Annotated in this window: 19 protein-coding genes; 5 read left to right on the plus strand and 14 right to left on the minus strand. The window is 68.9% G+C overall.

The genetic code is table 11. The features are described from left to right. Nucleotides 1–351 precede the first annotated feature (351 nt). The 3 genes from IPK27_01200 to IPK27_01210 all read left to right on the plus strand — a co-directional run bounded on the left by IPK27_01200 (nt 352) and on the right by IPK27_01210 (nt 4,663). Nucleotides 352–1,368: a right-handed parallel beta-helix repeat-containing protein gene (locus IPK27_01200; GenBank protein ID MBK8066272.1), complete on the plus strand. Its 1,017-nt coding sequence runs from the start codon at nt 352–354 to the stop codon at nt 1,366–1,368. A gap of 141 nt (nt 1,369–1,509) precedes the next feature. After that, nucleotides 1,510–2,082 (plus strand): sigma-70 family RNA polymerase sigma factor, encoded by a 573-nt coding sequence (locus IPK27_01205; protein ID MBK8066273.1) that lies wholly within the window; start codon nt 1,510–1,512, stop codon nt 2,080–2,082. Further along, entirely contained in the window at nt 2,072–4,663 is a 2,592-nt protein-coding gene (locus tag IPK27_01210; GenBank protein MBK8066274.1) for a serine/threonine protein kinase, read from the plus strand. The genes IPK27_01205 and IPK27_01210 overlap by 11 nt, the downstream gene beginning before the upstream one ends. A gap of 45 nt (nt 4,664–4,708) precedes the next feature. Here IPK27_01210 and IPK27_01215 read toward each other — a convergent pair whose 3' ends face one another. The 6 genes from IPK27_01215 to IPK27_01240 form a co-directional block, all read right to left on the minus strand. Then, entirely contained in the window at nt 4,709–4,891 is a 183-nt protein-coding gene (locus IPK27_01215) for a hypothetical protein (protein ID MBK8066275.1), read from the minus strand. 64 nt (nt 4,892–4,955) lie between these two features. Beyond that, nucleotides 4,956–5,402: a hypothetical protein gene (locus IPK27_01220; protein ID MBK8066276.1), complete on the minus strand. Its 447-nt coding sequence runs from the start codon at nt 5,400–5,402 to the stop codon at nt 4,956–4,958. A 513-nt stretch (nt 5,403–5,915) separates the two neighbouring features. Continuing rightward, on the minus strand, nt 5,916–6,788 hold the full coding sequence (locus IPK27_01225) for a U32 family peptidase (protein ID MBK8066277.1): 873 nt from the start codon (nt 6,786–6,788) through the stop codon (nt 5,916–5,918). A gap of 133 nt (nt 6,789–6,921) precedes the next feature. Beyond that, nucleotides 6,922–8,379 (minus strand): UbiD family decarboxylase, encoded by a 1,458-nt coding sequence (locus IPK27_01230; GenBank protein ID MBK8066278.1) that lies wholly within the window; start codon nt 8,377–8,379, stop codon nt 6,922–6,924. Continuing rightward, a complete protein-coding gene (locus IPK27_01235; protein ID MBK8066279.1) occupies nt 8,379–9,632 on the minus strand; it encodes an NnrS family protein in 1,254 nt (417 codons plus the stop codon). Before IPK27_01235 ends, IPK27_01230 begins: the two co-directional genes overlap by 1 nt. Before the next feature lie 187 nt (nt 9,633–9,819). After that, the gene (locus IPK27_01240; protein ID MBK8066280.1) at nt 9,820–10,818 is read right to left on the minus strand and encodes a U32 family peptidase; all 999 of its coding nucleotides are present in this window, start codon (nt 10,816–10,818) and stop codon (nt 9,820–9,822) included. A 270-nt stretch (nt 10,819–11,088) separates the two neighbouring features. Between IPK27_01240 and IPK27_01245 the strand changes: the two genes are divergently transcribed. Beyond that, a complete protein-coding gene (locus IPK27_01245) occupies nt 11,089–18,351 on the plus strand; it encodes a DUF11 domain-containing protein (protein MBK8066281.1) in 7,263 nt (2,420 codons plus the stop codon). A gap of 143 nt (nt 18,352–18,494) precedes the next feature. After that, nucleotides 18,495–19,043 (plus strand): SCP2 sterol-binding domain-containing protein, encoded by a 549-nt coding sequence (locus tag IPK27_01250; protein MBK8066282.1) that lies wholly within the window; start codon nt 18,495–18,497, stop codon nt 19,041–19,043. Between the two features lie 23 nt (nt 19,044–19,066). Here the strand turns inward: IPK27_01250 and IPK27_01255 are convergent, their stop codons facing one another. From IPK27_01255 to nhaR, 8 genes are all read right to left on the minus strand, one after another. Then, nucleotides 19,067–19,450 (minus strand): putative zinc-binding protein, encoded by a 384-nt coding sequence (locus IPK27_01255; GenBank protein MBK8066283.1) that lies wholly within the window; start codon nt 19,448–19,450, stop codon nt 19,067–19,069. Then, nucleotides 19,447–19,935: a cytochrome c5 family protein gene (locus IPK27_01260; protein ID MBK8066284.1), complete on the minus strand. Its 489-nt coding sequence runs from the start codon at nt 19,933–19,935 to the stop codon at nt 19,447–19,449. The genes IPK27_01255 and IPK27_01260 overlap by 4 nt, the downstream gene beginning before the upstream one ends. 22 nt (nt 19,936–19,957) lie before the next feature. Beyond that, on the minus strand, nt 19,958–20,158 hold the full coding sequence (locus IPK27_01265) for a hypothetical protein (GenBank protein ID MBK8066285.1): 201 nt from the start codon (nt 20,156–20,158) through the stop codon (nt 19,958–19,960). 179 nt (nt 20,159–20,337) lie between these two features. Further along, on the minus strand, nt 20,338–22,410 hold the full coding sequence (locus IPK27_01270; GenBank protein ID MBK8066286.1) for a hypothetical protein: 2,073 nt from the start codon (nt 22,408–22,410) through the stop codon (nt 20,338–20,340). 102 nt (nt 22,411–22,512) lie between these two features. Further along, a complete protein-coding gene (locus IPK27_01275; GenBank protein ID MBK8066287.1) occupies nt 22,513–22,821 on the minus strand; it encodes a transcriptional regulator in 309 nt (102 codons plus the stop codon). Further along, entirely contained in the window at nt 22,818–23,759 is a 942-nt protein-coding gene (locus tag IPK27_01280; GenBank protein ID MBK8066288.1) for a sodium-dependent bicarbonate transport family permease, read from the minus strand. Before IPK27_01280 ends, IPK27_01275 begins: the two co-directional genes overlap by 4 nt. A gap of 171 nt (nt 23,760–23,930) precedes the next feature. Next, nucleotides 23,931–24,929, minus strand: coding sequence for a TerC family protein (locus IPK27_01285; GenBank protein MBK8066289.1), 999 nt, complete (start codon nt 24,927–24,929; stop codon nt 23,931–23,933). Between the two features lie 146 nt (nt 24,930–25,075). After that, the gene (nhaR, locus tag IPK27_01290; GenBank protein ID MBK8066290.1) at nt 25,076–25,978 is read right to left on the minus strand and encodes a transcriptional activator NhaR; all 903 of its coding nucleotides are present in this window, start codon (nt 25,976–25,978) and stop codon (nt 25,076–25,078) included. Nucleotides 25,979–25,991 lie beyond the last annotated feature (13 nt).

Genomic DNA, 25,991 nt, shown 5'->3' on the forward strand with positions numbered 1-25,991 from the left:
GCCCGCGGCGAGCGCCGCTCAGTCGGCGCCCGCGGGCACGTAGACCATGCTGCCATCGCGCATGCGGTAGGCGGCGCCCGCCTTGCGGCCTTCGCCGCGCCGATCTCGCCGGCGCTCTGGTAGCGCTCGATGGTCTGCGCATACGAATGGCAAAGGCCGATGCCGGGCGGGGCCCGATTGCGCAACCGCCGTGGCTGGCCAGGGTGCGGTCTGTGTGTGCGGGTTCGCGGCTTGGGGCGCGCGCGCTGGTGGCGCCGTGGCGGCGGATTCGGCCGGCTGCGTTCGCTTTTCCCGCTGCCTTGCGTTGGATCCCGCGAACCGGGCATTCCGCCCCGGATCTGGGAAGCAACCATGCGTTGGATCGTCTGCCTTGCGCTGCCGCCGTTGGCTGCGTTGGCGCTGCCGCTTGCGGCGGCGAATTTCTGTGTTTCCAACTCGGCCGCACTGCAGGAGGCCATCGAAACCGCAGCCAGCAATTCGGACACCAACGACCAGATCCGGATGCGCCCGGGCATCTATCCGTCGCCACCGAACGGGTTCGGCCGCGCGGTGTTTGCCCCCGACGACAACATCGCCATTTCCGGCGGCTGGCTGCCTTTGATCGGCCCCTGCGACTTGCCGGGTTACGACCCGAGCGCGAGCGTCATCGATGGCGAAGGACAGCGCGCGGGCCTGGTGATCCATCGCAGCGGCAGCGGCAGCGGCGAGACCAATTTGAGCTGGCTGACCATCCGCGGCGGGCGCCAGATGATGAGCTCCCTGTTCTACGGTAATGGTGGCGGCCTGGCGATCTTCGGCAGCGGCCCGGTCAGGCTGGAAAATCTGGTGTTCCGGAGCAACCGCGCCAATGTGAATGGCGGCGCGGTGTACCTCGGCGGTGGCGAGCGCACGCTGCGCAACAACCTGTTCGTCGACAACCAGGCCGTCACCGGCAGTGCGGTCTACGCGCCTGCTGGTGGCGCGGTTGTCCTCAGCAACAACACCGTGACCGCAAACATCAGTGCAGGTGCCGGCACCTATGCGGTGGACCTCAGCAACGTCAGCCCGGTCTCTGCGTGGAATAACATCCTCAGCGGCAACCTGGGTGGCGGCATGGACCTGGGAGCCTTCTTCGCGCTGCTGACGCAAAACAATCTGGGCAGCTTCTGCTGCATGGCTGACGGGGGCAGCCAGGGCAACAGCACGGCAGACCCGCAGTTCGTCAGCGCCAGCGACCAGCGCCTGCGCAGGACTTCGCCGGCGATCGATGCCGGGGTCAACAACAGCGTCGGCAGCCGCGACCTGGACGGTCGCCCGCGGCAGATCGGGCCCGCCGTGGACCAGGGTTCCTACGAGGTCGATTTCATGTTCGCCGATGGTTTCGATTGAGCCGCGCGCCAGGTTTGCCCGCACCCGTGCTGATCCCGGTCAAGGCATCCCCATCCCCGCTGGTCAGGCTGGCTATCCCGGCGCGCCCGAAGCGGACAGAATGGTGCGGGACCGGTCCAGGAGTGTGGCGAACGCGGGCGCATGGGCGAGGAGCACACCACCGCGCTGTTGCTGCGGCGCTGGCGCGACGGCGACCGCCGGGCGCGCGAGGACCTGTATGCGCGTCTGGATCCCTTGCTGCGGCGCTGGGCGCACGGGCGCATGCCGCCGGGCCTGCGCGACCAGGCCGACACCGGCGACCTGGTGCAGACCGCGCTGCTGCGTGTGATCGGGCGCCTCGACCAGTTCGAGTCCACTCATGGCGGCGCGCTGTATGGCTATGTGCGGACCGCCCTGCTGAATGTGATCCGCGATGCCTGGCGCGCGCATCCGCAGGCCGGGCGCGAGCCGGTCGCTGCGCTCGCCGATCTGCCGCAGCCGCCAGGTTCGGCGCTGGAGGCTGCGCTTGGGCGCGATGGCCTGCTCGCCTACGAACAGGCGCTCGCCGGCCTCGAGCCCGCGCACCGCGAGCTGGTGCTGATGCGCTTCGAGTTCGGCCTGTCTTTCGGCGAGATCGCCAGCGAGCTGGGTGAGAGCGCGGACGGCGTGCGTATGAAGCTCAACCGCGCGCTCCGGCGCATGGCGCAGATGCTCGACGACGACGATGAGCGATGACGCCGAATTCGACGCGCTGATCGCGGACCTGACGGAAGGCCGCCCGCCAGTCGGCGACACCGACACGCGCTCGGCGGCCGCGCGCCGCGTGGGACGCCTCGCGCGCATGCTGGCGGCGGTCGCGAGCGCGACCGCGGGCGAGACGGCGCCCGCGGGGTCGGCGGTTGGCGAAGTCCTCGGCGCCTGGCGCTTGCTGCGTCCGCTCGGTCGCGGCGGCATGGGCGAGGTCTGGCTGGCGGAGCGCTGCGACGGCCAGGTCGAGCAGCAGGTGGCGATCAAGCGCGTGCATGCACGCGGCGCTACGCTGGTGCGGCGCATGCAGCGCGAACGACGCGCGCTGGCGCGCTTGGCGCATCCGCACATCGCACGCTTCCTGGATGCCGGTGTCGACGAGCATGGCGCGCCCTACCTGGTCATGGAATACGTCGACGGCGAGCCCATCGACCACTGGTGCGAGCGCACCCAGGCATCGCTCGCGGCGCGGGTCGATCTGCTGATCGGGATCGGCGAGGCGCTAGCGCACGCGCACCGGCAGCTGGTGGTGCACCGCGACCTCAAGCCGGCGAATGTGCTGGTCGACCACAGCGGTTCGCCGCGCCTGCTCGACTTCGGCATCGCGCGACTGCTGGAGGACACCGGCGATGGTGCCACCGACACCGGCCTCGCGCCGATGACGCCGGCCTACGCGGCGCCGGAGCAGTTGCTGGGCGACGAGATCAGCACCGCCACCGATGTGCATGCGCTGGCGCTGCTCGGCTATCGATTGCTGACCGGCGGCCTGCCGGCGCTGCGCGAGCAAGCGATCGGGGCGCGCCAGGCCCTGCGCATCGCCCAGCAGGGCGCCGAGCCGGCGAGCGTCGCGCTGGCGCGCCGCGGCGGCCTGCCGGGCTTCGCGCCGGCGCAGTTGCGCGGCGACCTGGATGCGATCCTCGCGCTGGCGATGCGCCCGGAGCCCGGCGCGCGCTATGCCAGCGTCGCGGCGCTGACCGAGGACCTGCGCCGCTACCGCGCCGGGCTGCCGGTGGCGGCGCGCGGGCGCCAGCGCGGCTATCGCTGGCGCCGCCTCGCATGGCGCTACCGCGGGCGCCTGGCGGCTGGCGCGATTGCGGTCGCCGGCCTGCTCGGTGGCAGCGCGCTCGCCTGGCAGCAGGCCGAGCGCGCGCTCGCGGCGAACCGCGCCGCGCAGGCGGTGCAGCGCTTCCTCGAAGACGTGTTCGTCTCCGCCGATCCCTGGCGCAGCGACCCGCCGGGCAGCGTGCCGACCGCGCTCGACCTGGCGCGCCGTGGGCTCGAGCGGATCGACGCCGAACTCGCCGACCAGCCGCGCGTGCAGGCCGACCTCTACCTGCGCCTCGGCCGCGTGTTCACCGTGGCCGGCAGCCGGCGCGATGCAGTGCGCGCCTTTGCGCGCGCGGTCGAACTGCACGAGCGCCTGCCCGAGATCGACCGCGTGCGGCGCATCGACACCCGCCTGCGGCACGCCGGCGTGCTGTTCTACAGTGGCGACTACGATGCTGCCCAGGCGCGGCTGGAACAGCTGGCGCGCGACTATTCCGCGGCGGAGCTGGACGCCATCGGCCAGGGTTTCCACCTGCACACGCTGCGCATGGACCTGGCGCGCGAACGCGGTCACTACGCCGAGTCCCAGCGCCACAACGCGGCCGCGCTCGCGGTGGTCGACAGCGTCGACGACCCGCCGCGGATGCGCGCCAGCCTCGCTTACTACCGTGTGCTGACCCGGGTGCGCAGCGGTGAGATCGGCGCCGCCGCGGACGACGCGCTGGAGGCTCTCGTGCGCCTGGACGCGCTGTCCGGCGTCACGCCGCAGTGGCGCGCGCATGTGCTCGACCGTTGCCTGCAGGTGCTGCTGGCGCTGGGGCCGGAGGCGGCGGACCTCGAACGCGCCGATCGCAACCGCGCCCAGCGCGCGCGGCTGTTCGGCGACGACAGCGGCTACCACGCGCAGTCGCTGCTGACGCTGGCGCGCGCCCTGCACGCCGCCGGTCGCCTGGACGTCGCGGCCGCGTATGCGGCTCAGGCTGCGGCGCACTACGCCGGCGGCGACGGCGAGGATCGCAGCGCGCGCGACTGGGCGGAGGCGCGCTACCTGCAGGGCTTGGCGGCGCTCGCGCTGGGTGAGCCGGCGCAGGCGCGCAGCGCGGCCGCCGACGCGCACACGGTGTTCGCCGGCTATGGCGGCGACGACGCGCCTCCGGCGCTTGCGGCTGCCGCGCTGGATGCGGCGGCGGATCCGGCGGCCGACGCCGACCCGCGCCTGGCGCAGATCCTCGGGCGCCAGCGCGCGCGCCTGGACCTCGCCGCGCCGCAGAGCGCCCTGTGGCTGGCGCAGCGGGCGCACGCGCGCGGCGACGGCGAACGCGCCGCCGACTACGCACGCATCGGCCTGGCGCTGCTGGCAGCGCAGGGACGGCCAGCACAGCGGCTGGCCGCCGCCCTGCGCGCGTTCGCGCCAGCGGTGGCGGTCGATGCGGCTGCGATCAGCGCGGCGGAGACCCGCAGCGCCTATCTGCGTGCGCGCATCGACGCGGAGTTGATGCGCGTGGAGGAGTCGCTGCGCTGAAGCTGTTCGGTCCGCGAAGCCTCGGGCGGGTTCATGCGAGGCCGATCAGCTTTCTGCCACGAGCACGCGCGCGTCGGCCTGCGCGGCCTTACAGGCGGCTTGGAACTGACCCTCGCGCGGCTGCGCATGCGCGACGAGGCGCAGCAGTGCCAGCGCCGCCGCGTGCCGCTCCCAGAGCTGCAGGCAGTCCGCGGCGGCGACCAGAACCAGCTTGCGGCCCTGGCACACGGTTGCGGAGCATCTGCCCGGGCACAGCCGGCGCACTGCCAGCCGACGATGGTGTCCGGGATGTTCACTGTCCGGCGCGGAAGGTCGCGTCGTCGAAGCGCTGCGGGTACAGCTTCAGCGCCTGCTGCAGCTTGGCCCAGGCGTCGTCGTCGCCGGTGTCGGCGCGTAGCCCGGCGGCGCCTTCGAGGAGCAGCGCGAGCACACCGTGCAGCGCGGCATCGGCATCGGGCTCCAGCTTGCATTGCGCGAACAACTGCTGCACCTCGCCGTCGATGTTGTCGGCCAGCGCCGTGGCGGCGACGCCATCGCCCGGGCGCGGAGCCGCCAGCAGGTCGCGGATCTTCAGCATGCCCGCTCGCAGCGGCGCATCGGTGGCGTGCAGCAAGCCGTCCGCGGTGGCCGCGACATGCGCGGCACCCGCGTGTTCGTGCGCGTGCTCCTGCGCCGGGACGCCGTGGGCCCCCAGGCCGCACAGCAGGGCGCCCAGCAACATTGGTTTGTCTGGTTTCATCGTCGATCATCCATCCGTTGGGGTTTCGATTGATTGTGGGAGCCCCGTTCGCCCCTGCCGGTGCGCCTATTCGTGCATCGGACTGTTGCGTACCCTGTTTTTTGTCCGCAAAGGACGCAAAGAACGCAAAGAGAGCAGGAGCCTCGGTTCGCGCAGCATTCCCAACTCCCGCGCAGATCCGGCAATGGATTTGGATCTACTTTGCGTCCTTTTGCGGATAAATGTCTTTTATTTCATAAACTTGAACAATGTTCGGTGGGAGTTCCGGTCGCCCCTGGCGGTGCGCTTATTCGCGCATCGAACCGGAGGGCGCGAGGCCACGAGGGCCCGAGGGCACGCAAAAGCCGGTTCGGTGCGAAGGCGCGCCAATGCGTGCCCTCGTGCCTTCTTGCCCTCCGAATTTATCATCGCTAAATCAATGCCTTACGACAGGTTCGGTGAGAGCGGCTTCAGCCGCGATCTTGACTCTTCAACGGAGTGCCCGAAAAGATCGCGCCTGAAGTCGCTCCACCATCAGGCCGCCGGCGCCATCGGTTCGCGCGCATGCCAGTAACCCAGTCCATGCGCGGGCAGCTGCGCGACGGTAGCGCCGCCGATTGCATCGCGGAAACGCTGCACCACCTCGCGCATGCCGTCCAGCTGCGGATACAGGCGGATCACATCGATCCTGGCCTCGCGCAGCTCGCCGAGCACGGACGCCAAATCGCAGCACTCGTAGCTCTGCACCTGGATGCCGTTGATGTTGAGGAACTCGCTCCCCTCGCGGGTGGCGAGTTTCAGGCCGTCTGGATAGTCGATGCAGCGAAAGCCGCAGTCGTCCTTTCCCAGACCGAGCGCGCGCGCGGTGAAACAGCGCGCCGAGTAGGCCAGCGGCGTGCGACCCCAGGCGATGGTCTCGAACTCGGGCAGCGCCAGGCCGTCGGCATGCGCCGCCTCGCGCAGCTCGCCCAGCCAGTCGCGCCCGAGTTCCACTGGCAGGACCAGCCGCACCAGGCCATCGTCCATAAGCAGCTTCAGCGTGCCGAGATTGTAGACGTTCAGCGTCGGTCCGCCGACGAAGGCCACGCCCCGCTCGCGGCATAGCTGCACCGCGGTGACATCGTTCGCCTCGACCTTGAAGCGCCCGTTCTCGACCAGCCGGCGCAGCTGCGACAGCTCGGACTCGGCTTCCAGCAGCGCCAGCGAGGACAACACCACCTCGACCCCGCGCGCCGCGAACTCGTCGCCGAGCGCCAGCCAGTCCGCCAAGCGCAGCTCGCGCCGCTTGGAGCACACGCTCTCGCCGAGGTGCACGATGTCCAGCGGCCAATCCAGCGCCGCGAGATACCACGCCAGCGTCTGCTCGCGCGGCCAGAAGTACTGCGGTGGGGCGAGGCTGAGTCGCATGGATCGGGTTCCTTGCGGGGTTCGGGTTGTGGGTTCTGGGTTGTGGGTTGTGGGCAGCGAAGCTCGCGGACCGCGACTGTGCTGCTTCGTGCAAGCTCTGGATGCCCACAACCCAGAACCCACAACCCACAACTCAGCCAGATCCAAACCCATCCACCCGCCGCTCCACGGCGGGATCGAGCACGATGGGCCGGCCCCACTCGCGGGTGGTCTCGCCGGGCAGCTTGTTGGTGGCATCCAATCCGAGTTTGGAGCCAAGCCCAGCGACCGGGCTGGCGAAGTCGAGGTAGTCGATCGGGGTGTTCTCGATCAGCAGCGAATCGCGCGCGGGGTCTACGCGGGTGGCGATCGCCCACAGCACCTGGCGCCAGTCGCGCGCGTCGATGTCGGCGTCGACCACCACCACGAACTTGGTGTAGGTGAACTGCCGCAGGTAGGACCACACGCCCATCATCACGCGGCGCGCGTGGCCGGGATACTGTTTGCGGATCGACACCACCGCGACGCGGTAGGAGCAAGCCTCCGGCGGCAGATGGAAATCGACGATCTCGGGGAATACCCGGCGCAGGATCGGTACGTAGAGGTCGTTCAGTGCCATCGCCAGCACCGAGGGCTCGTCGAAGGGTGCGCGGCCCATGTAGCTGCCGTGGTAGATCGCGCCCTGGCGCAGCGACATGCGCTGGACGCTGAGCACCGGGAAGCGCGCCTGCGCGTTGTAGTAGCCGGTGTGATCGCCGAACGGGCCTTCGATGGCGCGGTCCTTCGGGTGGATGAAGCCTTCGAGCAGGATCTCGGCGCCCGCGGGCGCATCGAGGCCGGTCAGCTCACTGTGCCAGAGCTGGCTGCGCTGGCCGCGCAGCAGGCCGGCGAACTCGTGTTCGGACAGCGTGTCCGGCACCGGCGCCACGGCGGCCAGCAGGGTGGCCGGGTCGGCGCCGATCGCCACCAGCACCGGGAAGGGCTGGTCCGGCGTCGCGGCGCAGTGATCGGCGTAGTCCAGCGCGCCACCGCGGTGCGGCAGCCAGCGCATGATCAGCGAGGACGGCCCGATCAGCTGCTGGCGATACACCGCCACGTTCTGGCGTTTCTGCCGCGGCCCGCGGGTGACCACCAGGCCGAAGGTGACCAGGCGCCCGGCGTCTTCCGGCCAGCAGCGCTGGATCGGCAGCCGTCCGAGGTCCAGTTCCTCGCCTTCCAGCACCTGGTGCTGGAACGGCGCCTCGTGCACCCGTCGCGGCGCCACGTGCGCCAGTTGCGCCAGCTCCGGCCAGCTCTCGAGCGCCTGGCGCAGGCTCGCAGGCCAGCGCGGCTCCTTGAGTGCCGCGAGCAGCTCGCCCAGTTCGTTGAGCGAGGTCAGCGGCCGCCCGGCGAGCGCCGCCTCGATCCGCGCGCGGCTGCCGAACAAATTGCCGAGCAGCGGGATCCGGGAGCCGCGCGGCTGCTCGAACAGCAGCGCCGGTCCGTTCGCCTTGAGCGTGCGCAGGCAGAAGGAGGTCGACTCGAGCTCGGGGGCGACTGGTTCGGCGATGCGCTTGAGCTGCCCGTCGTGCTCCAGGCTGCGCAGGAACTGGCGGAGGTCGGAGTAGGCCATTAGCCCGGCGCTCCATCGACCCGCGGCGTCAGGTAGATCCACGCCGAGCGCAGCACCCATGGCAGGAAAGCGAGCACCCAGCCGGCGGCGGACAGCGCCAGCCACAGGGGCGCATCCGGCAGGATTTCGCTGGCGATGCGCAGCAGCACCACGCCTTGCAGCAGCCAGAAACACAGCCAGGGGATGCGGCCCATCTCCAGTGGCCGCCCCGAATGGCCCTGGGTGACGCGGGTGACCATCGCCACCAGCAGGCTGCCGAAGAAGCCCACCGTCAAGGCGTGCACCGGCGCGCGGCCGAAGACGAACTCGCCGCTCCAGGCGAACCACGCGCTCTGCGCCGCGTACATCAGCATCGCCAGCGGCAGCCAGGCGAAGCCCCAGTGGAGCACGAACAGCAGGCGCACGCGGCGCGCATCGAGGAAGCGCCAGCGCACCACCAGCAGCGCCGCCAGCGCCGCCAGCGGAAAATCGACCAGCCACAGCCAGGCATAGGCATGCGCCAGTTCCAGCAGCAGATGACCGAACACCAGCGCGAGCATCGCTGCCAGGATCCAGCCCGGCCGCCACACCTTGTAGCCGGGAATCACGCCCTGCGAGAAGAACGGCAGCATGCGGTGGCACACCGTCAGGTAGATCGGCAGCAGCAGGCCAAACGTGCCGAGCTTGATCGCGCCGAACAGCAGGCGGGCATCGCCGCCGTGCAGGTAGCGCGCGGTAAGGACCATGCCGACGAAGCCCAGCGCCAGCGCCACCCAGCAGGCGATCGCGTGCCAGGTGCGTCCGCCATCCAGCCACAGCAGGCGGAATAGCAGGACCAGGCCGGTCAGCCAGCCTGCGATGGTCATGACCCAGCCGATGTGCACCATCGCCGGCGCGCCGAACAACCCGGAGTGGAAGGCCAGGTAGCCCGCAAACAGGCTGCCGCCGACCGGCAGGTAATGCCAGCGGGTGTAGGCCGGCTGCCCCATCCAGCGCGGGAACACCGTCAGCAGGAAGCCGAACATGAACATCGGCAGCGCCTGGTACTGCATCCCCAACGAATGCGCCCAACCCGCCGGAATCGCCGGCTGCGGCATCGCAAAGGCGCCGGAAGACGCGGCGACCAGCCACAGCGCCCACCAGGTCATCGCCAGCAGCACCGCAGTGGCCCCGCCGAGGAACAACAGCCGGTGCGGCGCCGCGGCGACGATGCGCGCCAGCTCGGCGGGACTCAGGCTCGGCGGCCGGGCCGGTGGTTGCAGGACGATGTGCATTGCGGCGGGCTGCGATGGGTTGCGGCCATTGTCCGCAGCCCTGCGGCTACGCGGCGATGACGCGAGTCAAGAAGCGGGTTGTGGGTTGTGGGTTGTGGGTCAAGCGTGCGTCTCATGGCCAGGTGTGGCGGCCTCCCCGCAGTCGCCGCCCACAACCCAGAACCCACAACCCACAACCGCTCGACCCTCACTGCCAGCCGCGCTGATACGCCCCGAGCGTGGTCTGGCGGCCTTCGGCGTGCTGCGCCAGCGCCTGCTGCCATTCGGGCCGGGCGCTGAACCTGTCCGGTGCGCGCGCGAGCTGGTCGATAGCCTGGCGCCAGACCCTGGCCACCGCGCCGACGTAGGCGGCGCCGCGCTGGCGACCCTCGATCTTCAGCGCGCACACGCCGGCGGCGGCCAGGCGCGGCAGCAACTCCAGGGTGTTCAGGCTGGTGGGTTCCTCGAGTGCATGGAACAGCGCGTCGCCCACCGCGTAGCGGCCCTTGCACACGGTCGGGTAACCGGCCGGCTCGTCGGGTCTGAACTGGTCGATCAGCACGCCGGAGAGGCGCACGCTGCGGCTGCCGTCGGGGTGCTCTTCCCAGCGCACCGCGCGCGCCGGCGAGCACACGCCGTGGCGGTTCGGCGAGGCGCCGGTGACAAAGCTGGACAGCTGGCAGCGGCCCTCGACCATGATGCACAGGCTGCCGAAGGCGAACACCTCGATCGGCACCACCTGGGCGGCGCAGACGCGTTCGACCTGCTCCACCGACAGCACCCGCGGCAGCACCGCCCGCGCGATGCCGAAACGCTCGCGGTACCAGCGCAGCGCCACGTGGGTGGTCGCCGAGCCCTGCACCGACAAATGCCGCGCCAGCGATGGGTGCGCACTCGCGGCGTAGTCCAGCAGGTCCGGATCGGCGGCGATGATCGCGTCGGCGCCCAGGCGCGCGGCGCGGTCGACTGCGCCGCGCCACTGCGGGATTCGCGAGGGTGTCGGGTAGGTGTTGAGCGCGATGTACAGCTCGCGGCCGCGGGCATGCGCGTAGTCCACCGCGGCGACCAGGTCCTGCTCGCCGAAGTTCAGCCCGGGAAAGGCGCGCGCATTGGTCTCGTCGCGGAAGCCCACATAGACCGCATCGGCGCCGGCGTCGATCGCCGCGCGAAAGGCCGGCGGGCTGCCGGCAGGGCATACCAGGCGCATGCACGCTCCTCGGATAAGAGTCGGTGCATCGTGGCGGCCTGCCGGGGCGCGCGCAATGACCTGAATCAGCCACGCGGGCGCTGGATGGCAATTGCGCGGTTCCCGGCTTCCTGCGACAGTAGGCGCCCGGCCGGCGATCGCCGGCCCGGATCGCGCGGTCGAAACGGGAGTTACGCCATGCGTCAGCGAGTCAGGGCGCGGTACGGGCTAGGTCTGTGGCTTTTCGCCCTGGCGGCCTGTGCGCCGGTGGCGGTCAGGGATGAAGCGCTCGTGGTAGCGCCCAGCGGCCCGGTCTCGGTGCCCACCGGGCGCACGCCTGACAGCAGCCCGGTGGTCTACGACAACCAGGGCCGGCCGATGTTCCAGGGCCGCGGGGTCGAGACCCGTGTGCTCGAAGGCATCGCGGTCTACGAAAACGACACGCCGCAGGCGCGCATCACCCACTGGGAGGTGCCGGCCCCGAAAAAGCGCGGCGTCCGCGCGCCCATGCCCTACAACCCCGACCTCTACCCGGCCGGAGCTGGTGGGGCCGGGCTGCGGGTAGAGCAGGTCGCGCAGCCGGAAATCGTCGGCAGCATTTCCCCGGTGTTCGACACGATCACCTTCGACAACGATGCATCGGCGAGTGGTTTCTACCACATCCCCCCGGACAGCCATGCCGCCGCGGGCCCCAATCACATCGTGGTTGTCACCAATACCACCCTGCGGGTCTACAACAAGGCCGGCGCGCTGCAGGGGAGCGCGATCTCGCTGCAGAACTTCTTCTCTGCGGGCGGCTTCGCCACGCCGCCGACCACCGGGACCTTTGACCCCAAGGTGCTCTACGATCCGCTGGCGCAGCGCTGGTTGCTGGTCACGCTGGAGTTCACCGAAGCGCCGCAGGCCTCCTTCATCTTCCTCGCCGTGTCCAACACCAGCGACCCGACCGGGAGCTGGACGCGCACCCGGATCACCTCGCTGGAAACCATCGGCGGCACGCCTGGCTGGCTGGATTATCCCGGGTTCGCCTACGACGAAGAGGCGGTCTACATCACCGGGAACATGTTCTCCTTTCCCGGCAGTTTCCTCGCCACCCGGCTGTTCATCGTGCCCAAGGGCCTGGGCACCGGCGGGTTCTACGACGGCGGCACCGCCACCGCAGTCCGCCACAATCCCTACGCCGGTGGCGGTGTCGCCACCACCACCCAGCCCGCGCGGATCATCGGCGCACCGCCGAGCGGGACGGCCGGCACCTGGATGGCCGTCTACAGCAGCTTGTCCGGCGGCGGCAACGAATTTGTCCAAGTGGTGCGCATCACCAACCCGCTCGCAACCCCCACGTTCACGATCTCGCAGTTGTCGATGGGCAACATCTCGAACAATGGCGCCTTTCCCGATGGGCCGCAGTCCGGCTCCGCCAACACCATCGAGACCAACGATTCGCGCGCGCTGGATGCGGTGTGGCAGAACGACAGCCTTTGGACAGTGTTCACCTATGTGCCGAATTCCGGCACCAACAGCGGCCAGCCTTCGGCACGTTATGTGCGCTTCAGCGCCGCCGCGGGCGCCACCCCGGCAATCGCCGAAACCGGCGATATCGGCGCCGAGGATGTCGCTGCCGGCGCGTTCGCCTTCTTCCCCGCGGTCTCGGTGAATGACCGTGGCGCAGCCGTGATCGGCTTTTCCGCCGCCGACGAATCGATTTTCCCTGGCGCCTATGCCGTCAGCCGGCGTGCCACCGATGCCAGCGGCGTGGTCTCGGCGGCGCAGACCCTGCGCGCGGGCACCGATTTCTACCTGCGCACCTTTGGCGGCGGCAGCAACCGCTGGGGAGACTACAGCGGCGTCTCCACCGATCCCGCCAATCAGTGTTTCTGGATCTACAACCAGTATGCGATGACTCGCGGCACCGTCTTCGGCGGTGAGGATGGTCGCTGGGCCACCACTGTCGGGCGCGCCTGCGTCTGCCAGGGCGACGAGGTGGCCGACACCGACCTCGATGGCATCTGCGACAACCTCGACAACTGCGACAACAACGCCAATTTCGGCCAGCAGAATGCGGATGGCGATGCCTTTGGCGACGCCTGCGATGCCTGTCCCGGCAATGCAACGGTGGGCTGCACGGCACCCAGCGCCGACCTGTCGATCAGCAAGACCAACGGCGTGAACGGGCTCTCTCCAGGCGCCGCGACGACCTACACCATCACGGTCAGCAACCCGAGCGCGAATGCGGTCAGCAACGTCACCGTCAGCGACTCCTTCCCCGCCTCGCTTGCCGGCTGCACCTGGACCTGCGCGGCCTCGGGAACCGGCAGTTGCCCGGTGGCCTTCGGCAGCGGCAACATCAGCCAGAGCGTGGTCATCGCCGCTGGCGGCACGGTCACCTTCAGCGCCACCTGCACCGTGTTCAGCACCGCGAGCGGATCGGTGGTCAATACCGCGAGCGTCAGCTACGCGAACGATCCGGCCAGCGGCAACAACAGCGCGACCGACACCGACGGCCTGGGCCCGACGGCCGACCTGTCGATCACCAAGACCGACGGTGCGACCAGCATCAACGCCGGTGCCAACGTCACCTACACCATCGTCGCGACCAACCCTGCCACCTCAGCCGTGAGCAACGTCGCCGTGGCCGACACCTTCCCGGCAAGCCTGTCGGCCTGCACCTGGACGTGCACCGCGAGCGCCGGCGGGGCCTGCCAGAGCGCCAATGGCAGCGGGAATTTCGCGACCACCACCAACAGCATCGCCGCGAACAACGGCACGCTCACTTTCAGCGCCACCTGCACGCTGTCGACGACGGCCACCGGCTCACTGGCCAACACCGCCACGGTGACTTACGCCAACGACAACAACGCGGCGAACAACTCGGCCACCGACACCGACACCATCGTCCCGCGCGCCGATGTGTCGATCACAAAGACCGATGGCGCGACGACGGTCAATGCGGGTGCCAACGTGACTTACACGATTGTCGCCACCAACCCGGCGGCTGCGGCGATCAGCAATGTCGCCGTGGCCGACACCTTCCCTGCGAGCCTGTCGGCCTGCACCTGGACGTGCACCGCGAGCGCCGGCGGGACCTGCCAGAGCGCCAACGGCAGCGGCAATGTCGCGACCACGACGAACTCGATTGCAGCCAGCGGCACGCTGACCTTCAGCGCCACCTGCACGCTGTCGACGACGGCGACTGGTTCGCTGGCGAACACCGCGACCGTCAGCTACGCCAACGACAACAACGCCGCGAACAACTCGGCCACCGACACCGACACCATCGTCCCGCGGGCGGATGTGTCGATCACCAAGACCGATGGCGCAACCAGCATCAATGCCGGTGCCAACGTCACCTACACCATCGTCGCGACCAACCCTGCCACCTCAGCCGTGAGCAACGTCGCCGTGGCCGATACCTTCCCGGCAAGCCTGTCGGCCTGCACCTGGACCTGCACCGCGAGCGCCGGCGGGGCCTGCCAGAGCGCCAATGGCAGCGGGAATTTCGCGACCACCACCAACAGCATTGCCGCGAACAACGGCACGCTGACTTTCAGCGCCACCTGCACGCTGTCGACGACGGCCACCGGCTCACTGGCCAACACCGCCACGGTGACTTACGCCAACGACAACAACGCGGCGAACAACTCGGCCACCGACACCGACACCATCGTCCCGCGCGCCGATGTGTCGATCACAAAGACCGATGGCGCGACGACGGTCAATGCGGGTGCCAACGTGACTTACACGATTGTCGCCACCAACCCGGCGGCTGCGGCGATCAGCAATGTCGCCGTGGCCGACACCTTCCCTGCGAGCCTGTCGGCCTGCACCTGGACGTGCACCGCGAGCGCCGGCGGGACCTGCCAGACCGCCAACGGCAGCGGCAACATCGCAACGACGACCAACAGCATCGCCGCGAACAACGGCACGCTCACTTTCAGCGCCACCTGCACGCTGTCGAGCACCGCGACCGGTTCGCTGGCGAACACCGCCACCGTCAGCTACACCAACGACAACAACGCGGCGAACAACTCGGCGACCGACACCGACACCATCGTCCCGCGCGCCGATGTGGCGATCACCAAGACCGACGGTGCAACCAGCGTCAACGCCGGTGCCAACGTCACGTACACGATTGTCGCCACCAACCCGGCGGCCGCGGCGATCAGCAACGTCTCTGTCGCCGACACCTTCCCGGCAAGCCTGTCGGCCTGCACCTGGACCTGCACCGCGAGCGCCGGCGGGGCCTGCCAGAGCGCCAATGGCAGCGGGAATTTCGCGACCACGACGAACTCGATTGCAGCCGGCGGCACGCTGACTTTCATCGCCACCTGCACGCTGTCGACGACGGCCACCGGCTCGCTGGCCAACACCGCCACGGTGACTTACGCCAACGACAACAACGCGGCGAACAACTCGGCGACCGACACCGACACCATCGTTCCGCGCGCCGATGTGTCGATCTCAAAGACCGATGGCGCGACGACGGTCAATGCGGGTGCCAACGTGACTTACACGATTGTCGCCACCAACCCGGCGGCTGCGGCGATCAGCAATGTCGCCGTGGCCGACACCTTCCCTGCGAGCCTGTCGGCCTGCACCTGGACCTGCACCGCGAGCGCCGGCGGGGCCTGCCAGAGCGCCAATGGCAGCGGCAATGTCGCGACCACGACGAACTCGATTGCAGCCGGCGGCACGCTGACCTTCAGCGCCACCTGCACGCTGTCGACGACGGCCACCGGCTCACTGGCCAACACCGCAACGGTGACTTACGCAAACGACAACAACGCGGTGAACAACTCGGCGACCGACACCGACACCATCGTCCCGCGGGCGGATGTGTCGATCACCAAGACCGATGGTGCAACCACCGTCAACGCTGGTGCCAATGTGACCTACACCATCGTTGCAACCAACCCGGCCGCCGCGGCGATCAGCAGTGTCGCCGTGGCCGATACCTTCCCGGCAAGCCTGTCGGCCTGCACCTGGACCTGCACGGCGAGCGCCGGCGGCAGCTGCCAGAGCGCCAATGGCAGCGGCAATTTCGCGACCACGACCAACAGCATTGCCGCGAACAACGGCACGCTGACCTTCAGCGCCACCTGCACGTTGTCGACCACGGCCACCGGCTCGCTGGCCAACACCGCAACGGTGAGTTACGCAAACGACAACAACGCGGCGAACAACTCGGCGACCGACACCGACACCATCGTTCCGCGCGCCGATGTGTCGATCACCAAGACCGATGGCGCAACCAGCATCAATGCCGGCGCGAATGTCACCTACACCATCGTGGCCACCAACCCGGCCGCCGCGGCGATCAGCAATGTTGCCGTGGCCGACACATTCCCGGCGAGCCTGTCGGCCTGCACCTGGACTTGCACCGCGAGCGCCGGCGGGACCTGCGAGAACGCCAATGGCAGCGGCAATGTCGCGACCACGACGAACTCGATTGCAGCCAGCGGCACGCTGACCTTCAGCGCCACCTGCACGCTGTCGACCACGGCGACTGGTTCGCTGGCGAACACCGCGACCGTCAGCTACGCCAACGACAACAACGCCGCGAACAACTCGGCCACCGACACCGACACCATCGTCCCGCGGGCGGATGTGGCGATCACCAAGACCGACGGTGCGACGACCGTCGATGCTGGCGCGAACGTGACCTACACCATCGTAGCCACCAACCCGGCCGCAGCCGCGATCAGCAACGTCGCCGTCGCCGACAACTTCCCGGCGAGCCTATTGGGCTGCACCTGGACCTGCACCGCGAGCGCCGGCGGCAGCTGCCAGAGCGCCAGTGGCAGCGGGAATTTCGCGACCACCACCAACAGCATCGCCGCGAACAACGGCACGCTCACTTTCAGCGCCACCTGCACGCTGTCGACGACGGCCACCGGCTCGCTGGCCAACACCGCGACCGTCAGCTACGCCAACGACAACAACGCGGCGAACAACTCGGCGACCGACACCGACACCATCGTCCCGCGCGCCGATGTGTCGATCACCAAGACCGATGGTGCAACCACCGTCAACGCTGGTGCCAATGTGACCTACACCATCGTTGCAACCAACCCGGCCGCAGCCGCGATCAGCAGTGTCGCCGTGGCCGACACCTTCCCGGCAAGCCTGTCGGCCTGCACCTGGACCTGCACTGCGAGCGCCGGCGGGACCTGCCAGACCGCCAATGGCAGCGGCAATGTCGCGACCACGACGAACTCGATTGCAGCCAGCGGCACGCTGACCTTCAGCGCAACCTGCACGCTCTCCAACACCGCGACCGGCTCGCTGGCGAACACGGCGACGGTCAGCTACGCCAACGACAACAACGCGGCGAACAACTCGGCGACCGACACCGACACCATCGTCCCGCGCGCCGATGTGGCGATCACCAAGACCGACGGTGCGACCAGCATCAACGCCGGTGCCAACGTCACCTACACCATCGTCGCGACCAACCCTGCCACCTCAGCCGTGAGCAACGTCGCCGTGGCCGACACCTTCCCGGCAAGCCTGTCGGCCTGCACCTGGACGTGCACCGCGAGCGCCGGCGGGGCCTGCCAGAGCGCCAATGGCAGCGGGAATTTCGCGACCACCACCAACAGCATTGCCGCGAACAACGGCACGCTGACTTTCAGCGCCACCTGCACGCTGTCGACGACGGCCACCGGCTCACTGGCCAACACCGCCACGGTGACTTACGCCAACGACAACAACGCGACGAACAACTCGGCGACCGACATCGACACCATCGTTCCGCGCGCCGATGTGTCGATCACCAAGACCGATGGCGCGACGACGGTCAATGCGGGTGCCAACGTGACTTACACGATTGTCGCCACCAACCCGGTGGCTGCGGCGATCAGCAATGTCGCCGTGGCCGACACCTTCCCGGCGAGCCTGTCGGCCTGCACCTGGACCTGCACCGCGAGCGCCGGCGGGACCTGCCAGACCGCCAATGGCAGCGGCAATGTCGCGACCACGACGAACTCGATTGCAGCCAGCGGCACGCTGACCTTCAGCGCAACCTGCACGCTGTCGACCACGGCGACTGGTTCGCTGGCGAACACCGCGACCGTCAGCTACGCAAACGACAACAACGCCGCGAACAACTCCGCCACCGACACCGACACCATCGTCCCGCGCGCCGATCTGTCGATCACCAAGACCAATGGTGTCAATACGATTTCGCCGGGCAGCAATGTTGCTTACACCATCGTCGTGACCAATCCGGCGACCACGACCGTCAGTGGTGTGTCGGTAAGCGATACCTTTGTCGCCGTGTTGACCGGGTGCACCTGGACCTGCACCGCGAGCGCCGGCGGCACCTGCCAGAGCACCAATGGCAGCGGCAGCTTCGCGACCACGGCGAACAGCATCGCCGCGAACAATGGCACGCTGACCTTCAGCGCTACCTGCACCCTGTCCGCCGGAGCGTCCGGATCGCTGGCGAACACCGCGACCGTGAGTTACGCGAACGACAACAACCCGGCCAACGACAGCGCGACGGATACCGACACCATCGTCGGCGACCCGCTGTTCGCCAACGGCTTCGAATGATCGCTCGCGGGTCAACCCGGCACGCCCGCTGCGGCGGGCACCGGGACCGATCTCTCCGGCCGGCGCCAGCGGGCACGGCCGGAGTCGCGGCGACCTGACCGAGGTCAAGGCCCGGCGCTGCGCCGGGCGCCATCCTCGCGGTCATGGTGACCGATCCGCACACGACTCCGAAGCCCTGGTTGCGCTGGCTCCCGCCGCCGTCACGGTGGGCGCCCTTGCTGCGGCTGCTTCCGCCGCGCTGGCACGGCAAGGCTTTCGATAGCATCGCGCGGACGACGCTGGCGGACACCTTCGCCTCGGGTGGATTGGCCGATCTCCGCGGCCGGCGCATCGGGGTGGAGGTGTCCGACCTGGGGCTGCGCTGGATCGTCGAGGTGCACACCCACCAGCTCGTGGTGCTGGACCCGGTCGCAGCGCCCGAGGCGCTGGTGCGCGGGACGCTGACCGATCTGCTGCAACTGGTCAGCCGTCGCGAAGACGCTGACACCCTGTTCTTCCAGCGGCGACTGACGCTGATCGGCGATGTGGAACTCGGCCTGCGGGTGCGCAACCTGTTGGACCAGCTGCCGTGGGAACGCTTCCCGCTGGCGACCCGGATCCTGCTCGACCGCGGCGCGCGCTTAAGCGAAGAAGCGCGCGCGGCCTGGCGCAGCGCACACCGGGCCCCTGCCCGCCTGCTGCCGCGCGCCTGATTCCCGCAAGCCCGCCGCGCGCTTCAGCGGTTCGCAGCATCCTTCAGTTCGCGCGCTGCAGGCAGCACGGCTTGCGCGTACACCGCTGCGGCTTCGGCCGGATCGAAGTCGGCATGCTTCCGCTTGCGCACGCCCAGTTCGCCGAGCACCAGGTGCTGGTCCGCCTGCACGCCGGCGCGCCTGAGGCAGTGCGCGACGCAGTGCATCGCGCAGCCATCCAGCGCGAGGATCCGGCGGCCGCTCTGTGCAGTGCGCACCAGTGCCGGTACCCCGCCACCGACACCGGAAATGCAGCTCATCTCGGCCGCACCCTCGCGATCCAGCCGAAGCGCGAGGTGATTGGCCATCTGCGCCGCGCTGGAGCAGCCAGAACAGGCATACACCAGCGGCAGCGCAGCCGGGCTCATGGCGCCGGAGCCGCGGTCATGTAGGCGATCGCGGCGTGGATCTCGTCGTCGCTCAGGGCCATGAAACCACCCTTCGGCGGCATCATGCCTTTCTTGCCGGTGAAGCCCTTGGTCGCATGTTCGAACAGCAGCGCCTCGCCCTGGGCTACACGCGGGCCCCAGTCGGCGGCATCGCCGAGTTTGGGTGCGCCTGCCACGCCGGTGCCGTGGCAAGCGATGCAGGCCTTCTGGTAGACCGCCTCGCCGTCCACAGCGGCGACCGCGGGTGCTGGCGTGGCGGCAGCATCGGCAGACGCGGCGGTCGCATCGGCGGGCGCGGTGGCCGCATCGCCGCTCGCAACAGGTGTCGTGGCGTCAGCCGGTGCTGCCGGCTGCGGGGCAGGCGTGGTCCGGGTACCCACCTGCGGTGGCAAGGGGGCCGGATCCTGCGGCTTGCAGGCAGCGAGGGCGAGTGCGGTCAACAGCGCGACTGCGAGAGCCTTCATGGCGATTCCTGATTCGTCGGGGTCAGCGTCCGCAGCAGCCGCCGCAGCAGTCGCTGCGTTCGGACTCCGCCGTCTGGATCCGGTTGGCGCGCAGGATGCTCACCAGGGTGCCGGCGGGTAGCACCGAATCGACCTGCAGAGCGCCGTTGCTCAATTCGACGGTGGCAGACGGATCGTGCTGCTGGATGGCCTGGCGGGCGCGTTCGAGGACTTCCTGGCTCATCGCGAAGGACTCATGGTCAGTGGGGACGGTGAATCTTGTCCCGCGCGACTTCGCCCGCGCCTTGACCTGCATCACCCGGAATGCAGGTCTGGCGCCGCTGGCCGCGGCGACTCGGGAGATGTGCGCAGCGCCGCCGGGCACGGACCTTGCCGAGGACTCCCGGCGGCTGGCCCGCAGGGTCACTCCAGATCGCTGACGAACAGCAGGTCCTCGGTGCAGCGGCGGCTCTGCTGCGGATCCACCAGCACGTGGTAGCTGGCGCCCGCGGGAAAGTCGAGTCCGTCCCCGCGCATCAGCGACCACGACGACTGGTCGCCATTGACTCCGCCGTTGCCGAGCGCAACCAGCACGCTCGAGGCCACATACACGCTGTTCGGGTTGTAGCTGGCGCTGGCCTGCGGCAGCGCGCAGGGCGTGTCGATCAGCCACGGATGGTCGAGCACGATCGCGCGGTCGCTGGCCGCCGCGGTGGCGCGGAAGGCATGGTTGCCGAGGGCGAACAGCGGGTTGGGAATCAGCACCGAGAATGCAGCTCCCAGCGGAATCGGGGGCGCCGATCCGCCGTCGAACTGGTTGAAGATGCGCCAGCGCGAACCGTCGTACCACACGCCCAGGCTGGAGTTGTTGTAGACGCTGTTGGGGTTGAAGCGCTGGGTCACGATCGGCAGCGCGGATGGGCTGTTGTTCAACGACGGGTGATCGAGCGTGCTCAGCTGGCCGCTGGTGTTGCCCGCCTGCGCGATGTGCAGCAGGTTGGGATTGGCGTCCAGGTTCAGGAGCACGTGGAAGCGGCGCTCGACCGGCATCGGCACCGCCGCGCCGGCCTGGTGGAAGATGGTCCAGGCGCTACCGTCCCACCAGGTGCCAAGGTGCGACTCGGCCGCAGGCGGCATGCCCTTGAGGTTGGCGTTGTTGAACCCGGTTACCTGCAGCAAGTCGCTGGACAGCAAGGGGATCGGCGCCGGGAACAGCTGCGTCAGGTTGCCGCTGACATTGATCGGCCGGGTGTCGTGGGCGAAGCTGCCGTCGTAGGAGAACTCGTGCGCGCCGATGTCCACCGTGCCGCCGACGCGCCCGGCGCGCTGGTCGTAGTCGGGTGTCGGCACCAGCACCAGCACGACCGGCACCTGCGGCTGGTCGCTGTTGCTGCCGACGTCGATCGCCGGCGAGGACTCCTGCAGGCGGAAATCGTATGCGCCGACGAAGCGCGGGTTGCCGGCGCGGTCATTGGCGCCGGCGGATGCGCTGCCGCAATGGTTCAGCGCATTGCCGTGGTACAGGTTGTAGTCGGCCGTGGCGCCGGGCGCGCCGCTGAAGAACAGTGCGCAGCTCTCGATGCCGGTGAGGATGTTGTTGGCGATGCGCCCGCCGAAGGTGGCCGGTGCGACGCGTTCGGCGCGAATCCCATCGTTGCGGTTCCAGGCGATGGTGTTGTTGACCGCGCTGGCATCGAGCCCGCCTTGGGCCCACAGGCGCAGCCCCGTGCCGAAGTGGAAGATCTGGTTGCGCTGGGCGCGCATCCGCGCGGGCGCACCGCTGGCCACGCCGCTCAGCATCTGCAGGCCGATGGTGTCCGGCGCCGCGCTGTGCGGACGGCGATAACGGCCGATGCGGTTGCCATGCGCCAGCGCGCTGCCATCCGGCGCGTAGATGCTGAAGTGCACGCCGTCGTGCCAGGCCATGATCTGGTTGTCGAGCAGGTTCAGCGTCGGCTGCCCACTGGCCAGCGCATGTTCGAAACGGACGGCCACGGAGGAGGGCGATCCCGGATCGGCCATCTCGAAGATCCGGCTCTGGGCCAGCGTGACGGTGTAACTGGACTGGGTACCGGCCGCGGCAACGAAGCGCAAAGGGTTGGCGGTGCCGGCCACCGGTCGCAGCTGCAGGCCGCGCAGCTCGACGCTCTGCGTGTGCGCCGCATTCGCACTGCCGATCGTGACCACCACCGGCCCGCTGAGGCGCAGGTGGCGGACCTTGATCGCCACGCCGTTGTTGAGCGCATTGATGGTCAGGCTGCGTCCGCTGCCGAGGGTCGCCGAGTAGCCTGCGGCGTGCAGATCCAGGGTCTTCGTCAGCGTCAGGTCTTCGTTGATCGTCGCCAGCGTATCGATGAGCAGTTCGTCGCCCGAGACCGAACCGTCGATGCACGCCTGCAGCGTGCTGGAGCATGCCGGCGAGGGCCAGGTCCGCAACACCGCCTGGGCGGGTACGGGCAACAGCAACAACAGCGACAACAGCACGCACCTGCGCATCATCCTGCCCCGGGCCGACCAGCAGCCCGCAACGTAGCGTGGGCGCCGCAGGGCTACCCTTGACTCCGGTCAAGCAGGGGTGACGACGGATCGGGTAAAGCCTCAGAACTTCCCCGGCCGCAGGATCTCGACCTCGCTGAGGAAGGCCACCATCGCGTAATCCGCGTAGTAGCGTGCCTGCACATGCGCCAGGACGGTGTCGGCGAGCGCACGCGGGCAGATGACCTCGATGCGGATGTTGGAGGATTCGCGCCAGGCGGCGTCGCGCACGCCGCGACTGCCGCGCCCGCGGGCGTCGGACACGGTGTAGCCGCGAACGCCGAGGCGGTCGAGATCGCGCAGCAGCGAGGCTTCGATGGTCGCCTCGGTGATCAGCGTCAGCAGCGTGCGCTTTTCGGTGGGGCTGGTCATGCGGCCGCTCCGAGGAGTTGGGCGGCCCAGCGATGGTAGATCGCGATGCCGACCAGGATGTTGAAGGGGAAGGTCACGCCGAGCACCACGCCGAGCGAGAGTGCCGGATTCGCCTGGGGTACCGCTACACGCATCGCCGCCGGCACGGCGATGTAGGAGGCACTCGCCGCCAGCAGCGCGAGCAGCGTCGCCCCGCCCACCGAGAGCCCGAGCAGCATGGCGCAGGCGAGCCCGAGCGCCGCCGAGCCCAGCGGCATCAGGATGCCGAAGGCCAGCAGGAACAGCCCGTTGCGCTTGAGCTCGCCGAGTTGGCGGCTGACGATCAGGCCCATCTCCAGCAGGAACAGCGTCAGCACGCCCTTGAACAAGTCGTAGTAGAGGCTCTTGATCGGCGCCAGGCCCTCGGGCCCGGCGATCCAGCCGATCGCCATGCCGCCGAGCAGCAGCGCCACGCCCTTGCCGAGGAAGGCCTCGTGCAGCACCACGCCCCAGTCGGTGCCGCGCCCGACCCCGCGCGCCAGCAGGATGCCGACCACGATCGCCGGCACTTCCATCACCGCAAGGAAGACCGTCGACTGCGGCTCGAAGGGGATCCCGCGCGCCGTGAGCCAGTTCACGCCGACCGCGAAGGTGGCCACGCTGACCGAACCGTAGTGCGCCGCGGTGGCGGCCGCATCCGCGCGGCTCAGCCGGCCCACCCAGTAGAGGATGGCGTAGGCGATCAGCGCCAGCGCCACCCCAAGCACGATCACCGCCAGCAGTTGCGGCAGCAGCGGCCCGAGCGGCTGCCTGGCCAGGCCCTCGCCGCCCTTGAGGCCGATCGCCAGCAGCAGGAACAGCGACAGCGAGTCGTACAGCGCGGATGGCAACTTCAGGTCGGATCGCGCGAGCCCGGCTGCGAGGCCGAGCAGGAAGAACAGGATCACGACGTCGATCATGGGCTGGGGATCAATCCTGTATGCGACAAGAGCGGGTCGGGGGTCAGGGGGCAGGGGACCAGGACCGCGTCATTGTCGGGCCGAGCCGCGGGCCGCACCCCTTTCCCCCTGCCCCTTGCCCCGCTTCTCATGCCCGGAGCACCGCATTGCGGTGCTCCGGGCTGGCTGGCTTCAGGCCTGCGCTGCCGGCGTCGCCTCGCCGCGGGTCTTGTACAGCGAGTAGACGATACCAATCGCGAGCAGGCTGAAGGTCACCGACAGCGAGATCCACGGGTCCAGCTTGCTGTAGATCTGGTTCCAGAAGATCTTCGCACCGATGAAGATCAGGATCACCGCCAGCGCGTACTTGAGGTACTTGAAGCGGTGGATCACTGCGGCCAGCGCGAAGTACAGCGCACGCAGGCCAAGGATGGCGAAGATGTTCGAGGTGTAGACGATGAACGGGTCGGTGGTGATCGCGAAGATCGCCGGGACCGAGTCGACCGCGAAGATCACATCGGCGAATTCAACCAGCACCAGCGCGAAGAACAGCGGGGTGGCCCACAGCACCGGCCTGGCACCCGGCATATCGCTGGCCGGCAGGCGCACGAAGAACTGGTTGCCATGCACCTGGTCGGTCACCCGCATGCGCCGGCGCAGGAACCCGAGCAGCGGGTTGTTGCCGATGTCCGGCATGTTGTCGATCACCCACAGCATCTTGATGCCGGTGGCGATCAGGAAGGCGCCGAACAGGTAGAGCACCCAGCTGAACTCGCTGACCAGCGCGGCGCCCACGCCGATCATGATCGCGCGCAGCACGATCACGCCCAGGATGCCCCAGAACAGCACCCGGTGCTGGTAGATCCGCGGGACCGCGAAGTAGCTGAAGATCAGCGCGATGACGAAGACGTTATCCATCGCCAGCGACTTCTCGATCAAGAAGCCGGTGTAGAACTGCATGCCGCTGGTGGCGCCGAGGTACCACCACACCCACGCGCCGAACAGCAGCGCCACGCTGATGTAGCCCGCCGACAGCCACAGGCTCTCCTTGACCTCGATCTCATGGTCCTGCTTGTTCAGCACGCCGAGGTCGAACACCAGCAATGCGATGACGATGGCGATGAACAGCAACCACAGCCAGACATCCTGGCCGAGAAAATCGTGCAGCAGCAAACTCAGGATCGTGTCCATGCAAGGCCCCTCCAAGGGCTCGATTGAGCGACGACATCGCAGCACCACGCTGCCAGAGGGGCCCGTCGCGGGGCGCAGCCTAAAGGTACGCCAGACGCCAGATAAATCGGAATTAGTCGAACCCTGTCTTCGGAAAAGACGAAGGATCAGGCATTTCCCAGCGCGCTCGAGGCACCGTCGATGACGGCGCGCACGCCGGGGTGGCTGACGCGTCGCTCGGTCGAGATCGCGTAATAGGTCTCGTCGATCTCGCCGGCCGCGCCGAGCAGGCGGGCGTCGTAGGCGTGGACGATCTCGTCGGCAATCACCAGCGGCGCCGGGAACACCCCGGCGCCGGCACGGCCGAAGGTCTTCATCAGCGCGGTGTCGTCGAACTCGGCGACTACCCGCGGCACCACCCGCTGCTTCTCGAACCAGTCCATCAGCTGCGCGCGTACCGGCGAGTCGTCGGTCGGCAGCAGCAGCGGCTGGCCGTGCAGGCAGCGCGGGAAGGCCTTGGGCGACAGCTTCAGCGCGCGCGGCGCGTACAGGCCGATGCCGCTGCCGCCGAGCTTGTGGTTCCAGGTGCGCAGGCTCAGGCCCGCTGGTGCCGGGCGGATCGACAGCACGCAGTCCAGCCGGTGCAGCGCCAGCTCCGCGAGCAGGTTCTCCAGCTTGCCCTCGCGGCAGACCAGGCGCACCGCTTCGGCCGCATGCTGCGAAGGCGCGAGCAGCCGGTGCGCCAGCGACTTGGGCACCGCATCGGCCACGCCGACACGAAAGCTCTGCGCGCGCCCGGCGGGCAGCGTCTTCAGCGCCTCGCCGAGTTCCGCCGCCAGCGAGAACATTTCGTCCGCGTAGGAATAGGCCACGCGCCCGGCTTCGGTCAGCTCCAGGCGTTTGCCCACCTGGGTGAACAGCGCCACGCCGACGCTGTCCTCCAGTTGCTTGACCTGGCCGCTCAGGGTCTGCGGCGTCAGGTGCAGCTTCTCCGCCGCGCGCGTGATGCCGCCGGCGCGCACCACCGCCCAGAAGTAGTGCAGGTGCTTGTAGTTGAGCGAGCGCTGCATCCGCTGATCCTTC

The sequence above is a fragment of the Rhodanobacteraceae bacterium genome (assembly GCA_016713135.1).
Lineage (GTDB): Bacteria > Pseudomonadota > Gammaproteobacteria > Xanthomonadales > SZUA-5 > JADKFD01.

Coding starts and splice junctions, on each gene's coding strand:
- IPK27_01205 (MBK8066273.1), top strand. CDS start 1,510: ATGGGCGAGGAGCACACCACCGCGCTGTTGCTGCGGCGCTGGCGCGAC.
- IPK27_01235 (MBK8066279.1), bottom strand. CDS start 9,632: ATGCACATCGTCCTGCAACCACCGGCCCGGCCGCCGAGCCTGAGTCCC.
- IPK27_01210 (MBK8066274.1), top strand. CDS start 2,072: ATGAGCGATGACGCCGAATTCGACGCGCTGATCGCGGACCTGACGGAA.
- IPK27_01255 (MBK8066283.1), bottom strand. CDS start 19,450: ATGAGCCCGGCTGCGCTGCCGCTGGTGTATGCCTGTTCTGGCTGCTCC.
- IPK27_01270 (MBK8066286.1), bottom strand. CDS start 22,410: ATGCGCAGGTGCGTGCTGTTGTCGCTGTTGTTGCTGTTGCCCGTACCC.
- IPK27_01280 (MBK8066288.1), bottom strand. CDS start 23,759: ATGATCGACGTCGTGATCCTGTTCTTCCTGCTCGGCCTCGCAGCCGGG.
- IPK27_01285 (MBK8066289.1), bottom strand. CDS start 24,929: ATGGACACGATCCTGAGTTTGCTGCTGCACGATTTTCTCGGCCAGGAT.
- IPK27_01230 (MBK8066278.1), bottom strand. CDS start 8,379: ATGGCCTACTCCGACCTCCGCCAGTTCCTGCGCAGCCTGGAGCACGAC.
- IPK27_01220 (MBK8066276.1), bottom strand. CDS start 5,402: ATGAAACCAGACAAACCAATGTTGCTGGGCGCCCTGCTGTGCGGCCTG.
- IPK27_01225 (MBK8066277.1), bottom strand. CDS start 6,788: ATGCGACTCAGCCTCGCCCCACCGCAGTACTTCTGGCCGCGCGAGCAG.
- IPK27_01275 (MBK8066287.1), bottom strand. CDS start 22,821: ATGACCAGCCCCACCGAAAAGCGCACGCTGCTGACGCTGATCACCGAG.
- nhaR (MBK8066290.1), bottom strand. CDS start 25,978: ATGCAGCGCTCGCTCAACTACAAGCACCTGCACTACTTCTGGGCGGTG.
- IPK27_01260 (MBK8066284.1), bottom strand. CDS start 19,935: ATGAAGGCTCTCGCAGTCGCGCTGTTGACCGCACTCGCCCTCGCTGCC.
- IPK27_01265 (MBK8066285.1), bottom strand. CDS start 20,158: ATGAGCCAGGAAGTCCTCGAACGCGCCCGCCAGGCCATCCAGCAGCAC.
- IPK27_01240 (MBK8066280.1), bottom strand. CDS start 10,818: ATGCGCCTGGTATGCCCTGCCGGCAGCCCGCCGGCCTTTCGCGCGGCG.
- IPK27_01250 (MBK8066282.1), top strand. CDS start 18,495: ATGGTGACCGATCCGCACACGACTCCGAAGCCCTGGTTGCGCTGGCTC.
- IPK27_01200 (MBK8066272.1), top strand. CDS start 352: ATGCGTTGGATCGTCTGCCTTGCGCTGCCGCCGTTGGCTGCGTTGGCG.